Source organism: Pseudomonas sp. FSL W5-0299 (assembly GCF_005930655.1).
Lineage (GTDB): Bacteria > Pseudomonadota > Gammaproteobacteria > Pseudomonadales > Pseudomonadaceae > Aquipseudomonas > Aquipseudomonas mandelii.
The window spans coordinates 1-13,524 of sequence record NZ_RXHX01000043.1; the positions used below are offsets into that span (position 1 = coordinate 1).

Annotated in this window: 19 protein-coding genes and 2 pseudogenes; 7 read left to right on the forward strand and 14 right to left on the reverse strand. The window is 58.6% G+C overall.

Annotated elements, in window-relative coordinates; genetic code table 11:
- Both istB and istA read right to left on the reverse strand, forming a co-directional pair.
- Positions 1 to 204: pseudogene (istB, locus tag FHL16_RS29795) on the reverse strand (IS21-like element ISPst3 family helper ATPase IstB); the annotation flags it as partial.
- A complete protein-coding gene (gene istA, locus FHL16_RS29800; protein WP_024012635.1) occupies positions 197 to 1,696 on the reverse strand; it encodes an IS21-like element ISPst3 family transposase in 1,500 nt (499 codons plus the stop codon). The pseudogene istB and the gene istA, both read right to left, overlap by 8 nt.
- A 115-nt stretch (positions 1,697 to 1,811) precedes the next feature.
- On the opposite strand from istA, the pseudogene FHL16_RS34585 reads away from it, so the two are divergent.
- Positions 1,812 to 2,324, forward strand: a pseudogene (locus FHL16_RS34585) (endonuclease I family protein); the annotation flags it as partial.
- Between the two features lie 328 nt (positions 2,325 to 2,652).
- Here the strand turns inward: FHL16_RS34585 and FHL16_RS29820 are convergent.
- Both FHL16_RS29820 and FHL16_RS29825 read right to left on the reverse strand, forming a co-directional pair.
- Positions 2,653 to 3,462, reverse strand: coding sequence for an inositol monophosphatase family protein (locus FHL16_RS29820; protein WP_077750178.1), 810 nt, complete (start codon positions 3,460 to 3,462; stop codon positions 2,653 to 2,655).
- Between the two features lie 273 nt (positions 3,463 to 3,735).
- Complete coding sequence (locus FHL16_RS29825) at positions 3,736 to 4,968, reverse strand: phosphoadenosine phosphosulfate reductase domain-containing protein (RefSeq protein ID WP_158080555.1); 1,233 nt, start codon at positions 4,966 to 4,968, stop codon at positions 3,736 to 3,738.
- Positions 4,969 to 5,337: 369 nt separating this feature from the next.
- On the opposite strand from FHL16_RS29825, the gene FHL16_RS29830 reads away from it, so the two are divergent.
- From FHL16_RS29830 to FHL16_RS29840, 3 genes are read left to right on the forward strand one after another with little or no spacing between them, the layout of a single operon-like run.
- Complete coding sequence (locus FHL16_RS29830; protein WP_077750157.1) at positions 5,338 to 5,634, forward strand: hypothetical protein; 297 nt, start codon at positions 5,338 to 5,340, stop codon at positions 5,632 to 5,634.
- 36 nt (positions 5,635 to 5,670) lie between these two features.
- Complete coding sequence (locus FHL16_RS29835) at positions 5,671 to 6,411, forward strand: GNAT family N-acetyltransferase (RefSeq protein ID WP_077750158.1); 741 nt, start codon at positions 5,671 to 5,673, stop codon at positions 6,409 to 6,411.
- Between the two features lie 25 nt (positions 6,412 to 6,436).
- Positions 6,437 to 6,751 (forward strand): hypothetical protein, encoded by a 315-nt coding sequence (locus tag FHL16_RS29840; RefSeq protein ID WP_077750159.1) that lies wholly within the window; start codon positions 6,437 to 6,439, stop codon positions 6,749 to 6,751.
- 142 nt (positions 6,752 to 6,893) lie between these two features.
- On the opposite strand, the gene FHL16_RS29845 is transcribed toward FHL16_RS29840, so the two are convergent.
- The 6 genes from FHL16_RS29845 to FHL16_RS29870 all read right to left on the reverse strand — a co-directional run bounded on the left by FHL16_RS29845 (position 6,894) and on the right by FHL16_RS29870 (position 9,225).
- Entirely contained in the window at positions 6,894 to 7,148 is a 255-nt protein-coding gene (locus tag FHL16_RS29845; RefSeq protein ID WP_077750160.1) for a hypothetical protein, read from the reverse strand.
- Positions 7,145 to 7,618 (reverse strand): hypothetical protein, encoded by a 474-nt coding sequence (locus FHL16_RS29850; RefSeq protein ID WP_138739096.1) that lies wholly within the window; start codon positions 7,616 to 7,618, stop codon positions 7,145 to 7,147. The genes FHL16_RS29845 and FHL16_RS29850 overlap by 4 nt, the downstream gene beginning before the upstream one ends.
- A gap of 367 nt (positions 7,619 to 7,985) precedes the next feature.
- Entirely contained in the window at positions 7,986 to 8,345 is a 360-nt protein-coding gene (locus FHL16_RS29855; RefSeq protein ID WP_077750162.1) for a hypothetical protein, read from the reverse strand.
- A 67-nt stretch (positions 8,346 to 8,412) separates the two neighbouring features.
- A complete protein-coding gene (locus FHL16_RS29860; protein ID WP_077750163.1) occupies positions 8,413 to 8,658 on the reverse strand; it encodes a hypothetical protein in 246 nt (81 codons plus the stop codon).
- Between the two features lies 1 nt (position 8,659).
- On the reverse strand, positions 8,660 to 8,851 hold the full coding sequence (locus tag FHL16_RS29865; protein ID WP_077750164.1) for a hypothetical protein: 192 nt from the start codon (positions 8,849 to 8,851) through the stop codon (positions 8,660 to 8,662).
- Positions 8,848 to 9,225 (reverse strand): hypothetical protein, encoded by a 378-nt coding sequence (locus FHL16_RS29870; RefSeq protein WP_077750165.1) that lies wholly within the window; start codon positions 9,223 to 9,225, stop codon positions 8,848 to 8,850. The genes FHL16_RS29865 and FHL16_RS29870 overlap by 4 nt, the downstream gene beginning before the upstream one ends.
- A gap of 138 nt (positions 9,226 to 9,363) precedes the next feature.
- On the opposite strand from FHL16_RS29870, the gene FHL16_RS34160 reads away from it, so the two are divergent.
- Positions 9,364 to 9,909, forward strand: coding sequence for a hypothetical protein (locus FHL16_RS34160; RefSeq protein ID WP_177346264.1), 546 nt, complete (start codon positions 9,364 to 9,366; stop codon positions 9,907 to 9,909).
- A 52-nt stretch (positions 9,910 to 9,961) separates the two neighbouring features.
- On the opposite strand, the gene FHL16_RS29880 is transcribed toward FHL16_RS34160, so the two are convergent.
- From FHL16_RS29880 to FHL16_RS29895, 4 genes are all read right to left on the reverse strand, one after another.
- The gene (locus FHL16_RS29880; RefSeq protein ID WP_077750166.1) at positions 9,962 to 10,360 is read right to left on the reverse strand and encodes a hypothetical protein; all 399 of its coding nucleotides are present in this window, start codon (positions 10,358 to 10,360) and stop codon (positions 9,962 to 9,964) included.
- Positions 10,361 to 10,388: 28 nt separating this feature from the next.
- Positions 10,389 to 10,712 (reverse strand): hypothetical protein, encoded by a 324-nt coding sequence (locus FHL16_RS29885; RefSeq protein ID WP_077750167.1) that lies wholly within the window; start codon positions 10,710 to 10,712, stop codon positions 10,389 to 10,391.
- Positions 10,713 to 10,800: 88 nt separating this feature from the next.
- A complete protein-coding gene (locus tag FHL16_RS29890; RefSeq protein WP_077750168.1) occupies positions 10,801 to 11,277 on the reverse strand; it encodes a GNAT family N-acetyltransferase in 477 nt (158 codons plus the stop codon).
- A 213-nt stretch (positions 11,278 to 11,490) separates the two neighbouring features.
- Complete coding sequence (locus FHL16_RS29895; protein WP_077750169.1) at positions 11,491 to 12,357, reverse strand: hypothetical protein; 867 nt, start codon at positions 12,355 to 12,357, stop codon at positions 11,491 to 11,493.
- Between the two features lie 176 nt (positions 12,358 to 12,533).
- Between FHL16_RS29895 and FHL16_RS29900 the strand changes: the two genes are divergently transcribed.
- Positions 12,534 to 12,794, forward strand: a complete 261-nt coding sequence (locus tag FHL16_RS29900; protein WP_077750170.1) for a hypothetical protein — start codon at positions 12,534 to 12,536, stop codon at positions 12,792 to 12,794.
- A gap of 40 nt (positions 12,795 to 12,834) precedes the next feature.
- Entirely contained in the window at positions 12,835 to 13,116 is a 282-nt protein-coding gene (locus FHL16_RS29905; RefSeq protein ID WP_177346265.1) for a hypothetical protein, read from the forward strand.
- The last annotated feature ends 408 nt before the right edge of the window (positions 13,117 to 13,524 follow it).

A 13,524-nucleotide genomic window follows, 5' to 3' on the forward strand; every position in this document is an offset into this window, starting at 1 on the left:
GTCGCGGTGCATCGGCAGCTTGGCCATGTTCATCTGGTGGCTCACCGAGCGCATGGCGCGATCTGTGTGCTCTTGTTCCAGCAGGTGTTCGAGCAGCCACTTGGACGAGGCTGTGTTCGACTCACCCTGTGCAGTTAACTCCGCCCAGGCCGTGGCCATGCCGTGCAGGCGCAGCTCCTTGAGTTCCGCCATCAAATCACGCATGACCGATCTCCTCGGTCTGGCCACGCAGGCGGTCGTAGCGCGCCGTGTTAGCGACGGGGGCTTCCTTGAGCGACAAGTGGGTTTCGACGCTGGGTGGTGGTTCGGTCGCGGCCAGGCGCGCCACGACATTGAGGATGTGTTCGGCGCTCAGGCTGCCGCTTTCCAGTACCAGCTCAACAGCCACCAGCACCGCATCGAGCCCGGCGACCGGTACGGCAGCCAGAACTTGCGCCATGATCCGGTCACCGCCGGCATGACGCCCCAGACCGTGCTTAAGCTGACGCAGCGGCGCCGGCAGATCAGCAAAGGGCGCTCCGTTGCGCAGCGCACCGGGCTTGCGTTCGATCAGCGGGAGGTAGTGCTGCCAGTCATAGCTGACCTGGTCGCGATCCAGCAAGCGGACATGGCTGGCGATCAGCGCGTCGTCAGCCACCACCTCGATTCGCGTCGGATACAAACGGCTGCTGACCCACTTACCCGCGTACTCACACGGCACCGAGTAGCGGTTGCGCCCGACGCTGACCAGGCAGGTGCTGGAGACCCGCGCAGGCCGCTCGACGTAACCGTCGAATGGCGCTGGCACAGGCATCAGTTCAGCGCGCTCCAACTCCAGCACTTCGGCCACACTCAGACCGCTGTATTGAGGGTGCGTCAGCTCGTTCCAAAGCGCGCGGCAGCGCTGGCCCAGCCAGGCATTGAGTTCCTCGAAGGAGTGAAACTGGCAGTCCTGGGCGTCTAGCCAGATACGCCTGCGGCTGTCTTGCACGTTCTTTTCAACGATGCCCTTTTCCCAACCAGCGGCGACGTTGCAGAAGTCCGGATCGAACAGGTAATGCGCGCACATCACCGCAAAGCGCGCATTCACCGCCCGGCCTTTGCCCTTATTGACCTTGTCGACGGCCGTCTTCATGTTGTCGTAGATGCCCCGGCGCGGCACGCCGCCCAAGGAGCCGAACGAGCGTGTATGGGCGTCAAATAACATCTCATGGCCCTGGCTCGGATACGCCACAAGCCAGAACGCACGGCTGGCACACAGCTTCAGATGTGCCACCTGCATACGCCGGTAAATGCCGCCGACCAGCAAGCCTTCTTCGCTCCAGTCAAACTGAAACGCCTCGCCAAGAGCAAAGGTCAGCGGCACAAAGGCCTGCGACGCCTTGCCCTGTCCCCCTCGCCAGGCACGGATAAACGCGGTGAGCTGGCTGTAGCCACCGTCATAACCTTCGGCTTTGATTTGCGCCAACAGCGCCTTGGCACTGCGCCGCTGTTGCTTGGGCCGCAGCGAATCGGCTTTTAGCGCCTGCTCCAGCGTGGCGTGAAAAGGGCTGAGTTTGTTGAAGATCGCGCGGCGTTGGTAGACCGGCGGCTTGGCCTCAGGTGCTCTGACCCACTTGCGAATCGTGTTGCGCGCCAACCCGGTGCGCTTGGCTATCTCATGCAGCGACAGCTTGTCGCGGAAATACATCCGGCGAATTTTGCCCATCATTTCCATACTGATCACCCTGTGTTCTCCTGCTCAAAAATTGAGCAGAAGCAGTTGAACACCTGGGTCAGTTTTCAGTCGGCAGAACAGCCTCTACTGGGTCAGTTTTCGGTCAGCGGCAACACTCTACCCCTCAGTTGGCGAGGTGAACGGCGACCGCAGCAACTTCCAGTACGGCACGGTGGCCGGAGTTGCACCGCAGTACGGCGCGTGCCCCACTCGCGTGGATTTTAAGGGGCGAGCGGCCGAGCCGCGTAATGACGTCAAGGGGTTGGTAGCGCGCTCCACTTTTTACATGTACGACCGCTACGGGCTATCCATGTCCAAGCAGCAACAGCAGCTGCTTATGGCCTGGGATCGGCAATACCCGGTGTCAGCATGGGAGAAAGAGTGGAACCGCCGCACCGCCAGCGTGATGGGGCACGCGAACCTATTTATCACCCGTGACCGCACTTGGAGCTTAGGACACAAGCCTTCTCGCGAGGGAATCGTGAGCGCTGTTCCTGCCCGGGGTGCTGCAGCTCAATCACCAAAGTCTCACAGAGGCGGCGCAATCATTGGCAATCGGAACAGCAAGGTCTATCACCTCGCCCAGGGGTGCCCCAGTTACAACATGGTATCGCCCAAGAACCAGGTGCTTTCGCGCAACGATGATGCAACAGGCAATCGTGAAATTACGGCTCAGCAGCGAAGCCGCGGCACCGTTCAGTCTTCACGCTGGACGTTCCGGCGGCGCAATCCCGATGAAAAATGGTTTGTAGTGGTGATCAGGCAAGATCGCGAGTGGAATCATCCAGACGTCTTGGAGAAAGAACCTTATGCACTGGTTGTGACGGTTGCTGACCGTGACAACGAAGATGCCCAGCTCTATGCCCAGATCCAGGCCGTGATTGCACAGCAGGCTGAGATTCGGGAGCGGCAACAGGCTGAGCGTCTGCAGGCCCGACGGTAGTCACGATGGAGCCTCATGACTGCTGGAACAAGCGGCTCCAATCCCTGGTGGCGAGCTCGCGACACGCCTGTGGCGCTCCACCAAAGCAACGCGAGCAAACCTCCCTCATCCGGTCTTCGGATTCATAAGAGACCGGTTCACCATCCTGATTAAGTAGCACGCCACCCGCACCGATTAGCAACGCGTGTCCTCCGACCACATCGTGGGCGGACACGGGGACTAAAGATGTACCAACCAGAGCATCACCTGCAGCAGCGCGGGCAAGACGATAGGCTACGCTGGGCATCGGTATGAACTCTGCTGGGGCACAGAGCTCTGCGTTGAGCTCTGGTTTGCCGGCGGCGGCAGTGCTCACCAGCACTGCACTACCAGGCTGCAGCGTTAATTGGCCGAGTGGAGCGTGAACTGATTGCCCGTTACGCATCAGCCCCGTTTGCCCCTCTGCCCAATAGATACAGTCCTCACCGAGATCTAGCGTTATCGGTGCGTAAACGACCCCGAGAATTGGTTTTGCATTATGGAGGAGCCCAACTGAAATCGCAGAACCAGGGATTTTCTGCAAGAAATCTCGCGTCCCATCATTCGGGTCAACTACCCAGCAGAACTCATGGCCCGCCATGTGGGAACCGGTTTCCTCGCCCCAGAAGTCACAATCCAGAAGATTGAGTAACTCCAAACGTAGCTGAACTTCAATCTGAGAATCGATAACTGCCTTGTCCCCGTGTCCTCTAGGGCCACCGGTGCGATGCCATTCAGCGGACAACAGTTCGCCGGCACGACGAACCCTGTCGACCGCAGGGTTGAGCAAGTCCAAGACGTTCATACGGTCCCCTTGCATTTGTCGATCAGCTCTTGAAGATTAATCGCTTTTGCCCAAAATGCTTTTGGAGCGGAGTCCGATGGTCGGGAAGACAAAAACTTGATTGTTCTTGGCCGCTGAGCGATCACTCGCGCGGCCGCTGGCAAGCTTGTGTCAATCTATATTGTTTGCATGATCTGCTCGTATTCGATACAGGCCATGGCGTGTGTCAAACTATATTGTCGGAGTTAGGGTTGAAGAGAACGCTCAAGCCCAGTGTTTCCAGGGGCTATTGTGTCAAACTATATTCTTGCCAGCTAGCTGCCAGAGGCAGTCGATGGCGATCAGCTGCTGCAGGCTCAGTACCTGAAAGCGCGGCTCGATGCCCAGTCGGGCGGCCTCGTCGACCTCATCGAGCTGGATGGTGAGCAGGATGCCCAGTAGCTCCCTGGTGAATTCAGGGCTGTAGCTGTTTGGAGCAATTTTTATCTCCCCGGTTTGATCATTCACGGTGCGCGATAGCCAGCAGCGGGCGGACGGGTCGAAGTGCCGGGCGCGGATGTAGTTGCGCAGATCGTTGAGCGGCTTGAGCCAGCTGTACTCGCCACCCTCCTTGGCGATCATGTTCTCGGCAGAAGAGTCGCGGCTCACACGAGTGCAAGTCCAGCAGCCGGTACGGCTTCCGCAGGCGGGGCGCTCACTCTCGCGGCCAGCGAGGTAGACGTTGACCATGCAGTCCCCGCCATTCATGTCGCGGTACACCTCAACCAGCTGATTGAAGGGGTCGTAGCAATCGATCTTTTCCGAGCGGACCATGCCGATGTAGGTGAAAACATCCATCGTGGTCATCTGAGCTATCGGGCTCAACACCCAATCATGCCCCCCGGTATCAGCGGCCAGGTTCACTGCCGCACTGGCGCTCTCTCCACGGGAGTTCATCATCCTGGCCCGCTGGGCGGACTCATCGAAACGGGTTCCGATCAGGGACACGAGTTCATCGCCTGCCAGCTTGCGGCCCAGGTCGGTTGAAATCTCGCGGGCAATTGCCTTCTTCACTCGCTCAAGCGGGGTGGCCTTCATCAGCTGCTGGCATTTGGTGTTGGCCCCCACGGACGCAATCAGTCGGCCGCCGACCATGCCCACCAGGTAATCGTTACTCAGGGAGGGAGAGGCTACCCAGACCTTGAGATCAATGCCCGTGCGATCCCCGTATGCGCGGATTCGCTCAATCTGGTGCTGGTTGTAGGCATGCACCACGGGCGACTCGACCTTGGTGTCACTGTGCATGATGTGCAGGCGAGGGCACTTGAAGCCTTCGCAGGCCAGCTCACGGACGGCAGTGAGTGCGATGTTCAGGGTGCAGGAACTGTCCTTGCCCCCGCTCCAGGCGACAACCAGGTGCTTGCCGGCCATGAGTTCTTGCTTAACGGCGCAGACGGCAGCGGCGACCTTTTGCTCGAAGCTCATCTCTTCGAGGGCGACTGGCTCCCGTGCAGAGGTGGCGAGCTGGCTGGCGTCAAAGAGTTTCATGGCGGGCTCCTGGTAGTCCGGCACCTCCTTGGTGCCAGTCATTACAGGCTACGAGAGGGGCCGAGAATCCCAAGCCGGATACCGACAGGCCAGATCAACCGCGGCTAATCGAGAAAGATATTTTCCGCTCAGACTTGAGCGGAACAGGGCAGGGACATGGAGGGCGGGGCCAGGGCCGGTGTAACTTCCATCGCTATTTGCGAATACGCCCCGCAAACACAACACTAAATGCGAGTCGGAGTTTCAGGTGTATTGGCGGCTGGATTTGGGCTTGCATTCCCAACAGTTGTGGGAGAATTGGTACATCGAGTTGGGATTTGGCGAGTTGCCGTTATCCTGGCTACCTGTAACTGAGGAAAACACCGATCAATGATCAAGCTATCACTTGAGCTGACGCGCAACGAAGCAAACGGCTCGGTCTACAGGCCGCATACAGAACTGGTCGAGAAGGTTTCTGGCGAGAGCTTTGAGGCAGTCAAGGCGAAGTGCGAGGTTGACGGCTGGGTGATCCACTCGTGGTCGGCGTCCGAGCAGCTTCCTTTCGATGAGGGTTATGCCGCTGCTGCCGCTGGAATTGGCAGCGATGCCAATCCCTACGCGGAACACTTCTGGAAGCACAACGAATGGTGGTTGGGCTGGGATAGCCACCAGGAATCTAACAGTTAAGGGAAATCGCTCAGCTGCACCCCAAGCCCCGGCCTAATGACCGGGGCCGAGGACGTAGAAGCAGGGGCGATTTTCGCGCTCGCGAAAGAATCGGAATCAATGGCAATGGTTTGTCTAAGCAGTATGAAAATTGAGCGACACACTGCTCCTGTCGATGAAAAAGTGCGTGAAGATGTGTTGACCCTTGTTTCGCAAAATGTGACGGCATTGAGCATGACACATCCCCCGGCCGATCATCCTAAGTTCGGAGCTTACTGCGCTGCACTGCGTCTGGAAGTCCAAACCTACCTGGAGATGGAAGCGCCCCACCGTATAGAGCTGGTGACAGTCTCATCTGATGGTGTGATGGCAGGTTTCACGCTGTGCGGTCTGCCGTTGAACGGGTCATCTACTGAGTGTGGGATTTATTACACAGCCGTTGCAAAGGCACTGAGGGGCAATGGGTTGATGAGCCTGATGATGAACGACATCACTGGACGGTATCCCTCAATGGCCTTGTCTTGCGACGTTGCGCTAGTGCCACGTTATGAAAGATTTGGTTTCCGATGCGAATCTGTCAGGCACGGTCAGATCGTGATGTTCCTTGGAGATCCGGTAGAGGACACCCCAGTTTTGAGTACGCATGATCTGATGAATCATCCATTGGTGATGGCTCAACGCGAGAAAGCTGAGGCTGAATTTTCCTTCTATGAGCTTGACCGTGCAGATCGCGCTTTCGCAAAGAGAATGAAGGCCGCCGAGGATAACGCCAAACGCTTCCTCAACGCGCGAAAGTGATAGACCGCTGAGTTCAGGGAAAAATATGAAGAACTTAATTTTTGCACTGGCTGCTTTGGCCATGATTTCAGGCTGCGATGCCTTGAGTGAGAAAAGCCCGGCTCGACACACTGCGGAAATTCAAATTGCACCTGCTAGTACGGACAACTGCGTGACCACCGGGGCTAACTCGCCAATCGTTACTGGGCAAAGCAGCGTCGTAGTCATTGATGGGCAGACCTACAAGCAGGGGCAAAACACCGACTGCGCTCCGGCATCCAGCGAGCTGGCCACTCACGGAGCGAGCAGTCCAATCGTCACTGGCGAAGGCGCGACCGTAATCATTACAACGGATCGCTAGGAAAACTCTACTCGCACATACAGCTGTGCATGCTTCCCGCATTCGCAAATAGCGATAGAACTTACAGCCGGCAAATCACCGGCACTCTGGCTGTGCCGATCCCGCTCAGCTGAAGCGGGAGGGCTAAATCGTTCTGGGTGCCTTAGGCCGCAAATTTGCGAAGGGAGCTGATCAGATCGCCGTCCCAGCGACAGCCCGACTTACTGGACTCGCCGTGGTAGACGTTGAAGTAATCACCTTTCTGCATGTCGTGGGGTACACAGGCCCGATGCACGCACGTATGACCGGCGATGTCGTAATCGTTGTACCCGTGCTCATCCGCCACCAGCTGAGCGGATATTTTCTCCTGTGATTGAGCGGCCCTGTCAGCATGCGGCAGGGTAGCGGCGGTCCTCATGCCCCCACCCCCTGGTCGCGCTCAACTTCACGCATCGCCTCGATGCGGTCCGCATGCCAAGCGTCCGCCTCCACGATGTCAGCTTGATTCGCACTCCAGGCAGCACACATTCCACTGAACTCATCCAGGGTGAAGGCTTTGGTGCGAAACTCGCTGCCGGTGCTGATGGTGAACCAGAGGTGATTTGGCCCGGAGCTGGCCAGCTCCATGCAGTGACGGCTAAATGCCTTGGCATACTCCGGCTTGGCCTCGGCGCTTTCGTTGAGCAGCGTCCAGCCTGCGACGAGGGGAATACGGGCCTCGCTGAAGCCTGCGCTTTGCAGATCCGCCACCAACCCTTCAGCGCGCTTGAGGAGTACTGGGAGAGCCGCACCGTTTAACAACATGAGGGACGGAAGGTCGCCATCACCTTCGGAGGTGAGCGAGAGCCAAAGACCCTTGGGGAGTGGTTGAGCAGTAGGAATTTGCATGGTCGTGTACCCGTTGAATGGAGTTGGGTTCACTGTACGGGCGCTGGGGGAAATCCCAAGAACGAGGTCTCTACCACTCAAGATTCAACAGGCCAGGCTGAACAGGTGCAACAGCAGGCTCAATCCAGCCGTACTTGCCCTAGATGGCCAACGCCGTATTCGAGAGAGATTTTCCCCTCTCCAGTTTCTCGTTGAAGCGTGTACTAGAGAGGGTGCGGGTGCGCCTGCAGCCAGGCGGCAAGTTCGAGCGAGGCCGCGCGAACCTTCAGCAGCTCGGCCATCTCGCAGCGGCGGGATAAGTCGGCGGGCATGGTCATTCCTCTGGTTGGGAGGACTACCCTACCGGCGAGCGACAATGTTATTCGCATCAACCTCGGGCAGCTGCAAGCCGCATGGCGTAGGTCTTAGAAACCAGGGCATCGACCTCGGCGGCGAAGGCTGCTGCTAGTGCTTCAAGATCCACGTCCGACTCGACGTGGGTGATCGGCTTCCAGCCTGCGCGAATACTGCTCAGGACATTTTGCCCCTCGCTCTCATAGCTGGCCTGGAAGTAGGCAACATCGCCGGAGGGGGCCAGGTAGCCGATGGCCTCCTTTTCCCCTACTGCGGTGTCATAGGTCTTTTTTCCAATGCAGATAGTGCCAGCTTGCTCGACGCTCCAGCCGAGGTGGACCAGGTGAGCGGAAATTTTGGCCTTGGTGGCCAGGTAACGGTCAGAAAGGATCATGTCGGGCCCGCGTGGCGATGGCTTCAGTTACCTCCATCGTCACACGCCGGCCGGTAATCCCAAGCCGCTAGACCTCGGTCGACCCCACCCAGACCTCGCCAACATGGGCATCAGCGCCTTCGCCGGTCAGGTGCTCGATTTCCTGGGCCAGCTCACAGAGCAGGGCGTAGCTCCATCCATCGGCCGGTGCCGGGCGGGCCACCAGCAGATCGCCGGCCAGACTGCGGGCTTGGAAGTCCTCGTGACGAACCGGGGCGAGAATATCCGGCTCGGCTTCGCCATGTGTGTCAGTGATGATGCAGATCGAGCCCATGTCACTCTCCATCCTTGCGCGGCTTGTTCCAATTGCCGTGGAAGATGAAATCCCACGCCAGCAGCACAACGATGATGCCCACCAGCAAGGCTGCCTTGTACAGCGTTACGCTGAGCGGGGCGTTGTCTGCCTGTAAGGCCCCGTACAGGGCCACGGCGAAGTATGCGGCAGCAAGCCACCGAATCCATTTCATGCAAATGCCCCAGTCCAAGAGCCCTCGTATCGGCCCGCATCATACTCGCGCATTAGCGCCTCCGGAGTCACCGATGCCAGCAGGACATACCCGCAGATGCCCCGCGTATGATCGAGGAACATGACCCGGTGAATGTCCCGGCCTTCAAGCGGGCAGGACTGGGAGGAGATAATTTTCGCCTCGATTCGATGACCACTCGGCCCGTAGTTCCGACCGGATTGGAAGTCCATGCGCCAGGCGGCAATCTCGCCCCCCTGCAGGGCGCGCGGCTCACCGCTATCCGACCAGTACGAGGAGAATGTTTCGTTCCAGGTGTACTGCTGGCCGTTGATGTCCAGTCGGTCTATGCCGGCGATGCGATTCTGTTGGGTCATGTCGGGTGCTCCGATGGGGAAAGAGAACCCCAGCGTGGCAGGTTGCCTCTTAATCCCAAGCCAGCACGCCCCACCTGGTTGGGTTGGCATGCCCTAGTGGTAAACTCCGGCCAATACCCGACACACAGAGCCTGCGCTATGACGCCACTGGAAAGTACCCTTATCTCCATTGCCCGCGACTACCTGGAAGCGGTGAAGCGGTTTTATGCCAAGCAGAGGGCCGGGAAAGTCCTAGAGGATGATCTAGAGCTGTTTCAGGAAAGCCATACTGCCCTAACAACGCTCCTGCAGCTGGGCCACATGCAGGCCAGCGGTATGTCCGACGAGGGTGCGCGCGCCCTGCTGGCGATTGAAGAAGAGGCAGCGGCAGCGATTCCCCTGCTTGATGAGCCGGTAGGCTACAAGGCCACCATCACCATCCAGATCCAGGGAAAAACACCCGATGAGTTTGGCCAGGCCATGAGTAACGCCTTCGACGCCGCCTCGTTCGGCGGGTCAGGCGGGAACGGCATGACTGCCAACGGGACCAGCTACACCTGCACGGTGGAAACCAACCTGCCGAAGGAGCCGATGACGCTCAACAAGATGCTAGGCATGCTCGATGAGCACTGCGGGCCTGAGGAGCGCGCCGAACTGCGCAGTATCTATGGCACCGAGCACTTGAAGGGCGACAAGCCAGCCTGAGTATACTTGCCAGCCGCCTCGGCAGCAGACCCTTGGCATAGTCGAGCCAGCATCAATTGCTTGCTCGATCAGGAACAATACGTTTCCACTGTCTGGGAACCGGGTTGAACGGGCAGTCGGACTTGAGTGCAACTCGCTGGTAACTGCTGGACACGAGACCATCTGGAGTCTCGCGGAAGGTGAACAGGCCGCACTCGCTGAACAGTGCCGTTTGGTTGACGACTGGGCTTTCAAGGGAAACTCCCCCATGCCAGTTAGATGTCGCGATGGTCACTGTCTGGCCCGTTGGGCTTACCTGGGCCAGTTCGGCGATGGTGCCACCGACTCCGCTGTAGAACTGGACGTAGTTCCCAGGCGTGCTCGGAAAATCGACACGCGGGAAGGGGTTGTCGGAGCCGCAGCCGGAGAGAGAGGCAGAGGCGAGGATGATAAGGGACAGAAAAAGACGCATGGGACCGCTCCAGGGAATGACGGGCTAATTATGCAGCTTGGGCTGCAGCTGCTGCATAGGCCGCATCGCGCTCATCACGCAGCGCGTTACGGTATGCCAACTCTGCACGGGGGACGCGGGCCACGGCTTCTTCGGCCTGCTGGCGGGCCGATTCGAGCTGGATACCGAGGATGTCGCTCTCGCGCTCATAAGCGTACAGGTGGGGCTCGAAGTAGCTACCTTCGGCATTGGGGAACCCGAGGACGTGCCCGTTGTAGGCATCATCAGCGCGCACATAGACGCGCTGGCAGATTTGACCGTTTACGACCGTCCAGATGACTTGGCCGGGCTCGGGCTGATTGATCCGTGGCATGGCGACCTCCGCTGGTGACTGATGAAGCCAGTGTCACCGATGTCGGAGAAAACCCAACGAAGCAGGCGGGCGTTGGAGTTTACCTTGATCAGCACTCTACGAGTCGTGTGTAAGCGAGTATCGGCTCTCCTGACTCCGAATCGGTGCCTGCAACAGGTACGTCCGAGATGATCTTGGATGCAACCCGCTGGGACGCGAGGTTATCCTTGCCGACAACTGCCTCGACATAAAAGGACTTCACTCCATGACGACCAAGCCCACGGCGTAACTCCTGAATGCTCTGCTCAACGATCTCGCTGGCCCAGCCACGGTTGCGGTAGGCTTCTGGAACGGCGTACCCCAGGTTGAAGCACGGGACACCTTCGATAGGCTCATGATGGACGAAAAGCGCTATCGATTTGACTCGCCCGTGCTCGATCCGGGCATAGGTATAGCGTGTAACGCCATTCGGCTGATCGAGGACAACTCTGATACCAGGGCTCAGGTCAGCGGGATGGGTCGGCATGCCTCGGCGCACTTCCCTTTGAAGGCTAACCAAGGCGTCCATTGGGTCTGCAATTCTCATGCTGTCGTTTCCTCTCTATTCCCAGCTCGATGTACCAATTCTCCCACAACTGCTGTGATCCAGGTGATGGTGGCCCAGGATGGCCTGAACAGTCACAACGTCACCGGTCGCTGCCAGCACTCTGGCGGCCTGAGAAAGGGCACAACAAGTGAGTGACGCACCACGCCACACACTTCTCGGGCAGGGAATATGAGCTGGTCGTAGTACCGGCTATCAGTCGTCATCAGACGCCGACAGGTCATCGCGCATGAGCTGCAGGCTCGACACAGGCGACAATGCGGACTGATCGTTGGCAAACACGTCCAGGATCAGGCCTTCACTCGTGTAGTTGACGGTAGTCCAGCCCAGGTCGTGGTTGCAGACGTTGATGCGCTCGTCATGACTGGCCGGCGCGATTTCTAGGTAGATATTTTCGCTGTAGCTCAGCGATACCGGCTGCTCGATCACAGCCCTAAGCTGGGTCATGCCGCTGGCAACGCCGTTAAGCAGAACCTCGACGCGGGCACGGTCATCGGCATCATCTGCCTCGAATGCAGAATCAGTGACAGGGAAGGGGGCGAAGACATCACGCAATGCCTGCAATTCAGAAGTGGCCAAAGCGTCTTCAACATCGAAGTCGGTGACCACCAGGCGGACCCCCGGCAGGCTGGCGGCTGCATCGGTGATCATCCCGCCCTTTACGGACACCGAAACAGTTACCCCGCGCTTGGCTTGGTCCTGGCACTGCTGGATCGCCTGACGGATGCTGGCCAAATCAGCGTCAACACCTTCTTGAACTTCATCGCCCTCGAAGCCGGACATGAACAGCTCAGCCTTGACCAGGGCGCGCAGGGTCAGATTGTCCGGTGCGTCTGCCGGGCGAACTGGGGAGGTGATGTGGAACGCGGCCGGGAAGGTGTCCAGGCTGTCTACCGCGTCTTCGAGAAGCGAGGTGTCGATTTCACCGCCAAAGGCCGGCGCATCGCCATCGTCTGTCATGTACAACCATTTCAGCTCGTTCGTGTAGAAGACCTGAGTGACTTCGGGGCGGAAAGTGCGGACGTGCTCAAGGGCGGCGATAACTTGGGGGGTTGCGAACATGGGACATCTCCATCTGGCTGTAGGGCGGCGGTTGCCGATGCCTCACTGTCGCCGATGCCTCACAAATCCCAAGTTTTAGAGTCCGGCCTCAAACTGATCGTGTGCTGCCTGAGTAGGGCTTGGGATTGCTCAAGACAATGCCAGAGTAAAGCCACATACCCAACCAGGAGAGCCTGATGCCCAATCCCGACATGACCCTTATCCCCAACAAGCACTTCATCGGCGAAGGCGCTCACCCCTGGCTCATCGCCGGCCGGGTGCCTGGGGATAGCACCGATTCCGTTCGACTCATACTGGCCGACAGCGAGCAGCAAGCGCGCGAGGTTTTCCGCGAGAATATCCTGAAGCAGGCCGATCTGAACGAGCAGGACATCATCGACACAGCTGAGTCCTATGGCTCGGACATGATCTATTCCATGACCCTCAAGTTGGCATAACCAGCAACACAGCCCCCATAAACACACACAAGGAACTCCAATGAAGCTGCACGCAACTGCAATTCTTTTCGCGTCCGTCATTCTCGCCGGCTGTAACCCGCACGATACCGAGCTAACCGGTAAGGCCTGCCTCGGCGCGAACCACGACACCCTTGTCGAAACCCTCAATGACAGTTGCAAGGCTGGTGACACGGTGGCAACCAAACACCCAGCCTATTTCTGCGACTTCACCTATTCCGTCGCCTACAACGATTTCAACTCAGCGATGTGCGTCTACAACGGCAAGCAGCGCGAGGAGCGCATCGCGGCCCCGGCCAAGTGAACCGACCAGCAATAGAAAAGCCCGCGTAAGCGGGCTTTTTCATCTGGAGCCAAGGCCGATCACAAGCGTGGTAGTTCACGATTGCGGCTGGCGAGCCCCTAGCACTGCAGGTGCCCACCAGCGGATAAGCCCCATCAGGTTGGTGCCGACAAAGCACGAGTTGAGCAGCAGCAGTCCCCATGCACTCTGCAGGACCGCGTATCCGCACAGACTGACGCTCGACACTAGGAACAACCACCAACCCCAAGGGGAGAGGCGGGTGTTGCTAGCGATGAGCAACGCTCCCAGAACCCCGCAAATACTCCCTGTCCACTCCAGCACCGCAATCAGCATGTTCGACCTCGTGCGTCTTCGTTTGGGCGGCAATTTGACCGCCTGCTCACCATCAGTGACAGTTTACTGAGGAGC

What these genes read in the sequence shown, in the direction of transcription:
- istA (WP_024012635.1), bottom strand. Translation starts at nt 1,696, where the DNA reads ATGGAAATGATGGGCAAAATTCGCCGGATGTATTTCCGCGACAAGCTG.
- FHL16_RS29820 (WP_077750178.1), bottom strand. Translation starts at nt 3,462, where the DNA reads ATGAACGTCTTGGACTTGCTCAACCCTGCGGTCGACAGGGTTCGTCGT.
- FHL16_RS29825 (WP_158080555.1), bottom strand. Translation starts at nt 4,968, where the DNA reads ATGAAACTCTTTGACGCCAGCCAGCTCGCCACCTCTGCACGGGAGCCA.
- FHL16_RS29830 (WP_077750157.1), top strand. Translation starts at nt 5,338, where the DNA reads ATGATCAAGCTATCACTTGAGCTGACGCGCAACGAAGCAAACGGCTCG.
- FHL16_RS29835 (WP_077750158.1), top strand. Translation starts at nt 5,671, where the DNA reads ATGACCGGGGCCGAGGACGTAGAAGCAGGGGCGATTTTCGCGCTCGCG.
- FHL16_RS29840 (WP_077750159.1), top strand. Translation starts at nt 6,437, where the DNA reads ATGAAGAACTTAATTTTTGCACTGGCTGCTTTGGCCATGATTTCAGGC.
- FHL16_RS29845 (WP_077750160.1), bottom strand. Translation starts at nt 7,148, where the DNA reads ATGAGGACCGCCGCTACCCTGCCGCATGCTGACAGGGCCGCTCAATCA.
- FHL16_RS29850 (WP_138739096.1), bottom strand. Translation starts at nt 7,618, where the DNA reads ATGCAAATTCCTACTGCTCAACCACTCCCCAAGGGTCTTTGGCTCTCG.
- FHL16_RS29855 (WP_077750162.1), bottom strand. Translation starts at nt 8,345, where the DNA reads ATGATCCTTTCTGACCGTTACCTGGCCACCAAGGCCAAAATTTCCGCT.
- FHL16_RS29860 (WP_077750163.1), bottom strand. Translation starts at nt 8,658, where the DNA reads ATGGGCTCGATCTGCATCATCACTGACACACATGGCGAAGCCGAGCCG.
- FHL16_RS29865 (WP_077750164.1), bottom strand. Translation starts at nt 8,851, where the DNA reads ATGAAATGGATTCGGTGGCTTGCTGCCGCATACTTCGCCGTGGCCCTG.
- FHL16_RS29870 (WP_077750165.1), bottom strand. Translation starts at nt 9,225, where the DNA reads ATGACCCAACAGAATCGCATCGCCGGCATAGACCGACTGGACATCAAC.
- FHL16_RS34160 (WP_177346264.1), top strand. Translation starts at nt 9,364, where the DNA reads ATGACGCCACTGGAAAGTACCCTTATCTCCATTGCCCGCGACTACCTG.
- FHL16_RS29880 (WP_077750166.1), bottom strand. Translation starts at nt 10,360, where the DNA reads ATGCGTCTTTTTCTGTCCCTTATCATCCTCGCCTCTGCCTCTCTCTCC.
- FHL16_RS29885 (WP_077750167.1), bottom strand. Translation starts at nt 10,712, where the DNA reads ATGCCACGGATCAATCAGCCCGAGCCCGGCCAAGTCATCTGGACGGTC.
- FHL16_RS29890 (WP_077750168.1), bottom strand. Translation starts at nt 11,277, where the DNA reads ATGAGAATTGCAGACCCAATGGACGCCTTGGTTAGCCTTCAAAGGGAA.
- FHL16_RS29895 (WP_077750169.1), bottom strand. Translation starts at nt 12,357, where the DNA reads ATGTTCGCAACCCCCCAAGTTATCGCCGCCCTTGAGCACGTCCGCACT.
- FHL16_RS29900 (WP_077750170.1), top strand. Translation starts at nt 12,534, where the DNA reads ATGCCCAATCCCGACATGACCCTTATCCCCAACAAGCACTTCATCGGC.
- FHL16_RS29905 (WP_177346265.1), top strand. Translation starts at nt 12,835, where the DNA reads ATGAAGCTGCACGCAACTGCAATTCTTTTCGCGTCCGTCATTCTCGCC.